Origin of the sequence: Fenollaria massiliensis (assembly GCF_000312505.2) — a bacterium.
Classification (GTDB): domain Bacteria; phylum Bacillota; class Clostridia; order Tissierellales; family Peptoniphilaceae; genus Fenollaria; species Fenollaria massiliensis.
In genome coordinates, this window is sequence record NZ_HG326230.1 from 36,454 (window position 1) to 46,885 (window position 10,432).

Annotated in this window: 11 protein-coding genes; all 11 read left to right on the top strand. The window is 34.4% G+C overall.

Translation table 11 applies throughout. The features are described from left to right. Positions 1–213 precede the first annotated feature (213 nt). The 11 genes from BN30_RS08435 to BN30_RS08485 all read left to right on the top strand — a co-directional run bounded on the left by BN30_RS08435 (position 214) and on the right by BN30_RS08485 (position 10,403). On the top strand, positions 214–1,482 hold the full coding sequence (locus BN30_RS08435) for an FTR1 family iron permease (RefSeq protein WP_019215067.1): 1,269 nt from the start codon (positions 214–216) through the stop codon (positions 1,480–1,482). 13 nt (positions 1,483–1,495) lie between these two features. Next, positions 1,496–2,164 carry an iron transporter gene (locus BN30_RS08440; RefSeq protein ID WP_019215068.1) on the top strand — a complete coding sequence of 223 codons (669 nt, stop codon included), beginning with the start codon at positions 1,496–1,498 and terminating at the stop codon, positions 2,162–2,164. Positions 2,165–2,216: 52 nt separating this feature from the next. Beyond that, on the top strand, positions 2,217–3,458 hold the full coding sequence (locus BN30_RS08445; protein ID WP_019215069.1) for a DUF2318 domain-containing protein: 1,242 nt from the start codon (positions 2,217–2,219) through the stop codon (positions 3,456–3,458). A 7-nt stretch (positions 3,459–3,465) separates the two neighbouring features. Further along, positions 3,466–4,740: an ABC transporter permease gene (locus BN30_RS08450; RefSeq protein WP_019215070.1), complete on the top strand. Its 1,275-nt coding sequence runs from the start codon at positions 3,466–3,468 to the stop codon at positions 4,738–4,740. After that, complete coding sequence (locus BN30_RS08455) at positions 4,727–5,875, top strand: ABC transporter permease (RefSeq protein ID WP_019215071.1); 1,149 nt, start codon at positions 4,727–4,729, stop codon at positions 5,873–5,875. The genes BN30_RS08450 and BN30_RS08455 overlap by 14 nt, the downstream gene beginning before the upstream one ends. Then, positions 5,875–6,561, top strand: a complete 687-nt coding sequence (locus BN30_RS08460) for an ABC transporter ATP-binding protein (protein ID WP_019215072.1) — start codon at positions 5,875–5,877, stop codon at positions 6,559–6,561. The genes BN30_RS08455 and BN30_RS08460 overlap by 1 nt, the downstream gene beginning before the upstream one ends. Before the next feature lies 1 nt (position 6,562). After that, the gene (locus tag BN30_RS08465) at positions 6,563–7,006 is read left to right on the top strand and encodes an FMN-binding protein (protein ID WP_019215073.1); all 444 of its coding nucleotides are present in this window, start codon (positions 6,563–6,565) and stop codon (positions 7,004–7,006) included. Between the two features lie 29 nt (positions 7,007–7,035). Beyond that, a complete protein-coding gene (locus tag BN30_RS08470; RefSeq protein ID WP_019215074.1) occupies positions 7,036–7,455 on the top strand; it encodes a DUF4418 family protein in 420 nt (139 codons plus the stop codon). After that, positions 7,433–8,107 (top strand): ABC transporter ATP-binding protein, encoded by a 675-nt coding sequence (locus tag BN30_RS08475; RefSeq protein WP_019215075.1) that lies wholly within the window; start codon positions 7,433–7,435, stop codon positions 8,105–8,107. Before BN30_RS08470 ends, BN30_RS08475 begins: the two co-directional genes overlap by 23 nt. Continuing rightward, positions 8,104–9,306 (top strand): ABC transporter permease, encoded by a 1,203-nt coding sequence (locus BN30_RS08480; RefSeq protein ID WP_019215076.1) that lies wholly within the window; start codon positions 8,104–8,106, stop codon positions 9,304–9,306. The genes BN30_RS08475 and BN30_RS08480 overlap by 4 nt, the downstream gene beginning before the upstream one ends. Before the next feature lie 209 nt (positions 9,307–9,515). Next, positions 9,516–10,403, top strand: coding sequence for a YitT family protein (locus tag BN30_RS08485; protein ID WP_019215077.1), 888 nt, complete (start codon positions 9,516–9,518; stop codon positions 10,401–10,403). The last annotated feature ends 29 nt before the right edge of the window (positions 10,404–10,432 follow it).

Here is a 10,432-nt window from a genome sequence, read left to right on the forward strand (position 1 = left end):
TAAGTGGGCAGACGCTCACTTTTTTTATTTTATATAAATTCAATGATATAAAAATATTTTTATAGGTTTATTAAAAAAGGTATTGACTTTAAATTATTTAAATAGTATAATTAGCTATAGCTAATAAAAGTTAGTTAAAGCTAATGATATATTGGCTGAGAAGTTTTATTTAATGGCGATTGTATTTGCCAAATATTTTCGAAAGGAGGAACTATGAAAAAACTAAGCATTTTATTGGTGACAGCATTAGTTTTTTTGATGTCAATTACTAATGTTTTTGCAGGTAATGCAGATAAAATATACAAAGACTGGGAAGACGTAAGTAAGGACATGGAAGTCGTTTTAAGGGATGCCCTTAAAATTTATGAAGCAGGCGGTCCAGATGCCGGCAAGGATGGCTATGACAAAATTAACGAAGCTTATTTTAGATATTATGAAAAATTAGGCTTTGAAAAAATTGTTATGACAACAATTTCTGGTAAGCGTGGATCAACTGTTGAGAACCAATTTTATTTGGCAAGAAAATCTATGCGTCAAAATGAAGATATCGATGTTGTTAAAGATGAAGTTGAAGTACTAATTAGATATCTACACGAAGATGCAAAGACACTTGACGGTATGAGAGGTAAAACAGGTTCTGGCTGGGGCGTTTTCTTTAGCGTACTAGGACTAACTTTAAGAGAAGGTCTTGAAGCAATCCTAATTGTTGCAGCACTTATTGCTTATCTTGTAAAGACAAACAATTTAAAATACGTAAAAGGCGTCTATGTCGGCGCAATTTTAGGTATTGTTGCTTCAATAATTCTTGCGATTATTTTCAATATAATTTCTGCAAAATTTGGCGAAGACAGCAGTGGTGTTAGCCAAGAGATTTTTGAAGGATGCGGAATGTTTTTGGCTGTTATTGTTTTATTCTATGTATCAAACTGGATGCTATCAAAATCTGAAGTTGAAGTTTGGAATCATTACATCCAATCAAAGGTCGAAAGTTCAATTACAAAAGGAAGTGCTATGGCTTTAGTATTCAGCTCGTTCTTAGCAGTTGCCCGTGAAGGCGCGGAATTGATTATTTTCTTCCAAGGTATGAGAGAAAATATTTCAAACAATCCAGCATACATGTGGGGCGGCTTAGCATGCGCAATCGTAGTACTTGCAATTGTATATGTATTAATTACAAAGATGAGCGTAAAGCTTCCATTAAAGCCATTCTTCACAGTTACATCAATCTTGATGTTTGTACTTTGTATCTCATTTATTGGAAAAGGAGTCGCCGAACTTCAAGAAGCTGATCTTATCGGAAGGACAATAATTCCATGGATGAATGGATTTGCAATTGACATCTTAGGAATTTATGATAGGGTAGAAACTCTATTGCCACAAGTTATTTTATTAGTAATAACTATTGTAACAGTTATCGTTCAAATTAAACGTAACAAAATTAAAAGAGCAGAGCTCGAAAGAGATTATGCAAATAAGAACTAATAGGAGGTTTATTATGAGTTCAAAAGTAAAAAAATTATTAGCATTAGCGCTTGCAATTATGACAGTTGCAGCATACGGATGCAATCAAGCACCAAAACCAGCTGATGACAATACAGCTAAGGTTGAAGACAAAAAAGATGAAGACACAAAAACTGAAGACACAAAAGATGAAGACAAAAAAGACGTTGCAGCTCCTGGTGAAGACGCAGGATTCGACGAATTCCCAATTGGCGACGAACAAGAATCAGGCCCTCTAGCAGTATCTGGTGTTTATTTCCAACCAGTAGACATGGAACCAGCAGGTAATTCATTATCAAAAGAAGAAGCTGACTGCCATATCGAAGCTGACATTTCAGCAACAGAAGAAGGTACAACTCTTGGTTACGGCGCAGGCGACTTTGTTCCTTGGTTAAATGTTAAAGCATATATCCAAAAGAAAGGCTCAGACAAGGTTCAAGAAATCGCTTTCATGCCAATGAACGCATCAGACGGTCCACACTATGGTGCAAATATAAAATTTGAAGAAGGTCTTGGCACATACGATGTTAAGTTTGAAATTTCTGCTCCAGGAAACGACTATCTATTACACGTTGACAAAGAAACAGGTGTAACAGGAAGATTCTGGACAGAGCCAATCGTTATTGAATGGCCAGAATTTGAATGGACAGGTCCAAAGTGGTAGAAAATAGTGGAAATGGCTTTTAGCCATTTCCTCCTTGTACATAGGAGGAATTATGTTAAAGATATTTATTAAAGTAATGGAAGCTGGCGTAGGATTCTCATTTATAATGGGTCTGGCGCTTGGATATCTAAGTACAGAAAACTTCAAAAGCAAATATAAAATTATTTTTGGTACAGTCTTTGTAGGCACTCTTGCGGCAATTATCTCTTCAATCATTAGAGAAATTCCGAATTTTGTCAACAGAAGCGCTTTGTCATTTTGGTCAATGGTACCAATAGTAATTGCTTTTATTGGAATTATCATTTTTTATTTTTTAAAAGAAAAATCCAGTATATATAAAAATTTTTTTGTTAGTTTTTTGTCCCTTTATATCATAGCGTCATTTTTCTATTATATGCCGGCTCTTTTTGTTCAGCTAAACAATTTTGTTTATTATGGGGAATCTGCTGTATCTACCATGGTTCTATATAGAATTATTGGTTATGTATTTGCAGTTGTTCTGATGATTTTATCGAGTATTGCAATTTTCAAAATCGTTAGACGAGTTGACAAAATTTATAGGGATAAAATTTTAATGATCTCATTATCAATTTGGGGAATAAATCAAATATTTATTGTTCTTCAAAGACTATACGCAGTTGACCTTATACCGAGAAGTGCAAGTGTATTTAACACAATTGCTTGGGTAATAAACCATGCACATTACATCGGATTTAGTCTAATGATTTTCTTAATAATCCTGCCAATAATCTTATATTTAAATAATATGAAGGTTAAGGAAACTTTTAAAAATCCTGCAGAATTAAGAAAAAAGAAATATCGTATGAGATGCAATAGAAATTTAGCAAAATTTTTATTAATTTTAATCGTTATTAATGTTTTTAGTTTAACTTATTTAAGGGCTTATTCTGGACGCGAAATTCAGCTTTCAGAACCTGAAGAGTATGAAATTGACAACGATATGATTGTTATCCCACTGTCAGAACTTGAAGATATGAAACTCCACCGTTATCAATACACGGCATCTGATGGAGTTCACATGAGATTTTTCTTAATTAAAAAATCTCAGGGTTCATATGGAGTTGTGCTTGATGCTTGTGAAATTTGCGGGCCATCAGGTTATTATGAGCGTGGCAACGATGTAATTTGCAAATTATGTGATGTTATTATGAATCGTGGTACAATTGGTTTTAAGGGCGGATGTAATCCAATCCCTATACCATACATTGTTCACGATGAAAAAATAAAAATCAACACGCAAGATCTTGATGCCAACAGCTTTGTATTTAAGTAGGTGACATATGTTTTTTAGAATGATTAAAGGTGCAATCTTTAGGCAAAAGAAAAAAATGGTCTTGATTGCATTTGTAGTAATGCTTGGCACTTGTCTTTCAACCGGCATGCTTAACACAATGCTTGGCATTGGTGACAAGGTCAACAGAGAATTAAAAGCTTATGGGGCGAATATAAATGTTGTCCCAAAAGAATCTTCCATGCTTGATGATATTTATGGAATTGGCGAGGATAGTCAAAAAAATTATTTGAAAGAAGATGAACTTGGCATGATAAAAACCATATTCTGGTCTTTCAATATCGTTGATTACACACCATATTTAAATATCAATGCGAAAGTTGATGGAGAATCTACAAGAGTTGTAGGAACATGGTTTTATTATCACATGGATCTTCCAACTGGCGAGTCCATTGATACAGGTATGAGAAAATTAAAAACTTGGTGGAATATCGATGGCGAGTGGATTGAAGACAAAGATACAGACAAAGTCATGGTTGGCACTGTCTTTGCTCTTAGAAACAATTATAAGCTTGGCGATAAAATTAAAATCGAAGGTTCTTCTAAAACAAAAGAATTTACAATCGCGGGTATTTTTGATTCAGGTAGTGATGAAGACTCACACATTTATCTACCATTAAAAATTGCTCAAGAATTGGATGGGGTATCAAATGTAGTTTCTCGCGTAGAAGTTTCTGCATTAACAACTCCTGATAACGATTTGGCAAGAAAAGCCGCAAGAAATCCAAAGTCTCTTACAATTAAGGAATGGGAGGTTTGGTACTGTACAGCTTATGTAAGTGCAATTTGTTATCAAATTCAAGAAGTTATGACCGATTCAATCGCAAAGCCTATTAGGCAGGTAGCAGAAAGCGAAGGCGATATTTTAAACAAGACAACTCTGCTAATGGTTTTAATTACCGCACTAAGCTTAATTGGCGCCGCACTTGCAATTTCAAATCTAGTAACAGCATCTGTCATGGAAAGGCGCGCTGAAATTGGATTGCAAAAAGCAATTGGCGCAAATAACACGAGAATTATTTCGAGAATTTTAGTTGAAAATATTAGCACAGGTATTATGGGTGGAACCGTTGGATATTTCATTGGACTTGGTCTTACTCAAATCATTGGTATAACAGTTTTTGGTTCTGGAATACCGCCTACACCGATGGTAATACCTATTGTAATTATTTTAATTTTACTGGTAATTGTTTTAGGCTTCATACCAGCCATTAGATATTTGCTAAAACTTAATCCAACGGAGGTGCTTCATGGAAAAGGCTAAAAGAAAAAATGTACAATTCTTTTGGAAGATGGTTGAGTCATCGATAGCAAGAAGAAAGGCTCGTATGCTAACTGCACTTCTAGCAATTGCAATGGGCGCAACGATTTTATCAGGTCTTGTTACAATCTATTACGATATTCCAAGACAATTGGGAAAAGAATTTAGAAGTTATGGAGCAAATATGATTGTTATTCCAAAATCGCAAGACGATAAGATTGGAGATAATCATATTGATGAAATAAAAAAGCTTGCAGGCGACAAACTTGTGGGAATTGCTCCTTATATTTATCAAAACGCAAAAATCAATGAGCAACCTTTTGTAATTGCAGCTACAAATTTTGATGGTTTAAAGAAGAACAGTCCGTTCTGGCTAGTCGATGGTGATTGGCCGAGCGAAAAAAGGACAGTTATGCTTGGTCACGAAATTTCAAAAAAACTTGGCCTAAAAATCGGCGACCCTTTTGTACTGAGCACTCCAAAAGAAAATTCACAAGAAATGAGAGACAGTGATTTTAAAGTTGCTTCAATTGTAACGACTGGCGGAAAAGAAGAAGATTTAATATTTATGTCTATTGAAGATATTAGATCTATTATGGGCGATTTAAATATCAATATCATCGAATGTTCAATTGATGCAAACAGTGAAGAGCTTCAAGCAATTGCAAATAAAATAAATGAAATCGATGCTACTGTTAGTGCCAGACTTGTTAAAAGAGTTACAGAATCACAAGGCGTGGTACTTGAAAAGCTTCAAGCCCTTGTATGGATTGTTACAATTATTGTTTTATTTATCATGATGATATGCGTTAGTACAACAATGATGGCTGTTGTAACTGAAAGAAGAAAAGAAATTGGTCTTAAAAAAGCCTTGGGCGCACACAATAAATCAATAATTTATGATTTCTTAGGCGAAGGATTTTTACTTGGACTAATGGGCGGAGCCCTTGGTTCTTTACTTGGATATTTATTTGCAAGTGAAGTATCAAGACGAGTTTTTGCAAGAGGCGTAAATTTTTTATGGGCTCTAGTTCCAATTACAATCATTGTATCAATAGCAATTACAATTGTGGCTTGTATTATACCAGTTAAAACTGCAACTGCAGTTGATCCAGCACTTGTATTGAGGGGGGAATAATGAATATATTAGAATTAAAAGATATCTCAAAGATATACGGAGATTTAAAGGCACTAGATAAAATAAACTTAAATGTGGAAAAAGGCGAATGGGTTTCAATCATGGGTCCATCAGGTAGCGGTAAAACAACAATGATGAACATCATCGGCTGTATGGATAAGCCTTCTATAGGTGAAGTTTTACTTGAAGGAATTGATGTTTCAAAATTAAATCAAAAGGAATTAACCGAGATTAGAAGAGATAAGATTGGACTAATTTTTCAACAATTCCACTTGGTAAACTATTTAACTGCCTTAGAAAATGTTATGATGGCCCAATACTATCACTCAATGGTAGATAAGGAAGAAGCCTTACAAGCCCTTGAAAGCGTTGGATTAAAAGATAGGCACAATCACTTACCTAATCAGCTTTCAGGTGGTGAACAACAACGTGTTTGTATCGCCCGTGCTCTCATCAACCATCCTTCACTCATCTTAGCAGACGAGCCGACAGGAAATTTGGACGAAAAGAATGAAATGCTTGTTTTGGATATTTTAGAAAGACTTCATAACAGCGGATCAACAATTGTAGTTGTTACCCACGACCAAGAGGTTGGTGTTGAGGCAGAAAGAATCGTTTTTCTAGAGCATGGAAGAATTGCTAGAGAAGAAAAACAAAAAAGACAAAGACCAATTTTGGAGGTTTAATATGAAAAAGATTTTATTATTACTATTGGCGCTTAGTTTAATGTTGACAGCATGCGCCAAGAAGCCTGACGATGCTCGTGCTGATGGCTCAGGTAGTGATGCATATAAAGATGGCACATACCACGGAGAAAGTCAAGCTGATGAATGGGGCGGCAAGGTTACAACAGATATTACCATCAAGGATGGAAAAATTGTTGAAGCAAATTTAAAAAACTTGCTAGCTGATGGAAGTGAAAAAGACGAAAACTATGGAAAGGCCAAAGAAGGCGCAACAAACCAAGGCCTTTACAAGATTGCACAAGAAGCAGTTAAAAATTCGAAGGAATATCCAAAGCTTTTAATTGAAAAAGGTAAGATCGAAGATGTCGAAGCTATCTCTGGTGCGACTGTTACATTTAAATCTTTCACAGAAGCTGTAAATGATGCATTGAAGGATGCAAAATAAAATCTATTAAAAAAACCAGGAGGTCAATTATGAATAAAAATAAAATTTTTGGAATTCTATTTATAATATTTGGCGTATTAATTTTCTTAACACCAGGTACACTTGCTCCGGTATGCCCAGCAATGCCAGATGGAAAATTTATGAAATGTCATTGGATGGGACAAGCTATTAAAGGCATTGGTGGAGTCATGACTGTTCTAGGCCTTATTTATACAGCTATTAAATCTAAGAAGCAAATGTTTTTTACCCTAGCCATATCTAATGTATTAGTTGGTATTTATGCAATATTATTACCTGCAAAATTAATTGGCGGCTGCATGAAACCTGAAATGGCTTGTAGAGCAAAAACTATGCCTATGATTTATATTTTAGTGGGAGTTTATATTCTTATTAGCATTGTTGCTATAATTTTAAATAGGCCTTGCAATGAATCTAATCAATGTAAATAATCTATCCAAATCATTTAGACGTGGTGAGAGGGATTTTTTTGCAATTGATAATGTAAGTTTTGATGTTAACGAAAAAGATTTTATAAATATTATTGGTAAGAGTGGAAGCGGAAAAACAACGCTTCTTACTCTTTTATCTGCAATTATTGAACCAACATCTGGAGATATCTTTGTGGAAGGAAAAAATCTATCTAAGATGGATGATGAAGAAAAAAGTGGATATAGGAATGAATTTATAGGTTATGTTCCTCAATCACTTGGAACTTTACCAACCCTAAATGTACTTGACAATGTAAGGCTTCCTTACTTTTTTAAAAAACGCGAGGGAAATGGAATCGAAAGAGCTAGAATGCTTTTAGATATGTGCGGCATTTTAGATTTGGAAAATGATTTTTGCAAAAATTTATCAGGTGGCGAATTAAAAAGGGTTTTAATCGCAAGGGCTCTCATGAACGAACCCAAAATTTTAATTGCAGATGAACCAACTTCTGATTTGGACTCAAAAACTACAATTGAAATTATGAATATGCTAAAAGAAATTAATGAAAAAGGCACAACTATCATTATAGTAACCCATGACAATGATTTATTGAAATATGGGTCTCGCCTTCTTGAAATGACAGACGGTAAATTAAATGAGGTGAGCATATGAGATTAGATTCTAAACAAATTGCCTTTAAAAATATTCAAAACAAAAGCGTAAGAAGTGCTTTGCTAATAATCTTAACAGCAATTTTAACCCTTGTTTTATTTTTGTCAAGCTTTTTGATTTTGTCACTTAGAAATGGAATGAGCTCACTTGCCAATCGTATGGGCGCAGATATTATCGTTGTACCTGAGGGATATGATTCAAAAATTAGAGGCGCAATACTTCGCGGCGAACCAAACACTTTCTTTTTAGATAAATCAGTTGTTGAAAAAATCAGAACAATCGATGGCGTTGAAATTGCAAGCCCTCAATTATTTATTGCTACTCTTTCAGCTGGTTGCTGCTCATTTCCAATACAAGTTATTGGTTTTGATTCGGATACAGATTTTGTAGTAAAACCTTGGCTAGAGACTCAAGCAAAACTTCCTTTAGGAAAAGGAGAAATTTTGGTTGGTAACAATATTGTTGGCGATATGCACAAACACGTTAAATTTTTCAACCAAGAATTTATTATAAGAGGTAGACTTGCAAAAACAGGCATGGGCTTTGACAATACTGTTTTTGTAAATTTTGATGAAGCTAGAAGACTTGCCAAGGAATACGAAAAAATCCTTAAGCTTGAAGACAAGGACCATGAAAATATGATTTCATGTGTAATGATTAAGCTTAAAAAAAGCGTTGATCCTGTTGAAATTCAAAATAAAATTAGGAGTGAATTTAAGGGCGAGGGCGTTTATCCACTACTTTCACAATCAATGATGAACGAGGTCAGCACATCAACTCAAGATATGATTAAATATGTTTATATTTTAATCGCTCTAGTATGGCTCTTGGTCTTCCTTGTACTAACACTAGTTTATTCAATTACAATCAAAGAACGTAAGAGAGAATTTGCTACACTAAGAATTTTAGGAGCAAGCAAAAAACATTTGAGAAGAATTATTTTGTGGGAAATATTTACCATAAATCTTGCAGGATCTGCATGCGGAAGTGCACTTGGCTTGGTTATTTCAATTTTATTTGGAACTTGGTTTAGTCTAAGCTTTAAAATGCCTTTCCTTGCGCCAAAAGTTTTAACACTTGCAATAATATTTATTGCTGTATTTGCAATTGGCACAGTGATGGGACCACTTTCATCACTTAGCGCAATTAAAAAGATGAATGAAGAAGAACTGGGACTTTTATTAAGGCAAAACGATTAATATGTAATTTTAGATGTAAAATATTTATTGAATAATATCTATGGGGGAGCAAAAACCTCCATAGATATTTTTGTATGAAAATTTGTCAAAAAAAGCTCAAGATATGTCTTTGCAAAAAGAAAAAATTACTATTTAATTTATCTTGCTATTGACTAAGGATTTTATCTTGTGATATAATTATGTAGATCTTTACATAGGGGGTAATCTTATTGGCTAAACTAATTAAAAAGAAATTCACAAAAGAAGAGATCACTAAGATGGTCAAAGAGTACATATTAATATTATTTGGTGCTTTCATAGTCGCAGCGGGCATGTTTTTCTTCTTCAATCCGGCTCATTTATCAGTTGGCGGTGCCAATGGTCTAGCGGTAGTGCTTAATCATTATCTAGCAATAGGAGTAGGTAATTGGATGTACGTGATAAACATAGGACTGTTTATACTAGCATTTTTAACTATCGGCTCACAATTTGGAGTTAAAACAATCATTGCATCGCTACTTACATCAGGCTTTTTCGATGTGCTTGAAAAACTAATTCCGCACTTCCAACCATTGACAGGAGATACCTTTGTTGAGCTATTCTTCGGCGTTTTTGTAACAGCGCTTGGCATGGCGATAGTATTTAATCAAGGTGCATCAACTGGTGGTACAGACATAATTGCTAAGATACTAAATAAATTTATCGGTATTGATTTAGGAAAAGGCGTTTTAATCTCAGACGTAGTAATCACACTTCTTGCAGGAAGCGCATTTGGAGCAAGAATCGGTATTTATTCATTATTCGGGGTAATTGTTAATGGATTCTTGATTGACTTTGTCATTGAAGGCATGAACATGAATAAAGAAGTCAAAATCATTGCCGAAGACACAAAACCTATAGAAGAATTCATAATAAAAGAGCTAGATAGAGGCGCAACCATTTACAAAGCTTACGGCATGTACACTAAGGAGCCAAAAGACATTATCATGGTTTTACTTGACAGAAAAGACTTCCTTAGACTTAAAAACTTCTTGAGAGATCTTGATCAAAAGACTTTCATTTCAGTTTCAAACGCATCAGAAGTTTTGGGATATGGATTTAAAAATTTAAAAGACTGATATATTAAAAGCTTTCCATTTTGATGTGT

Coding starts and splice junctions, on each gene's coding strand:
- BN30_RS08475 (WP_019215075.1), top strand. CDS start 7,433: ATGAATCTAATCAATGTAAATAATCTATCCAAATCATTTAGACGTGGT.
- BN30_RS08445 (WP_019215069.1), top strand. CDS start 2,217: ATGTTAAAGATATTTATTAAAGTAATGGAAGCTGGCGTAGGATTCTCA.
- BN30_RS08465 (WP_019215073.1), top strand. CDS start 6,563: ATGAAAAAGATTTTATTATTACTATTGGCGCTTAGTTTAATGTTGACA.
- BN30_RS08470 (WP_019215074.1), top strand. CDS start 7,036: ATGAATAAAAATAAAATTTTTGGAATTCTATTTATAATATTTGGCGTA.
- BN30_RS08480 (WP_019215076.1), top strand. CDS start 8,104: ATGAGATTAGATTCTAAACAAATTGCCTTTAAAAATATTCAAAACAAA.
- BN30_RS08455 (WP_019215071.1), top strand. CDS start 4,727: ATGGAAAAGGCTAAAAGAAAAAATGTACAATTCTTTTGGAAGATGGTT.
- BN30_RS08440 (WP_019215068.1), top strand. CDS start 1,496: ATGAGTTCAAAAGTAAAAAAATTATTAGCATTAGCGCTTGCAATTATG.
- BN30_RS08450 (WP_019215070.1), top strand. CDS start 3,466: ATGTTTTTTAGAATGATTAAAGGTGCAATCTTTAGGCAAAAGAAAAAA.
- BN30_RS08435 (WP_019215067.1), top strand. CDS start 214: ATGAAAAAACTAAGCATTTTATTGGTGACAGCATTAGTTTTTTTGATG.
- BN30_RS08460 (WP_019215072.1), top strand. CDS start 5,875: ATGAATATATTAGAATTAAAAGATATCTCAAAGATATACGGAGATTTA.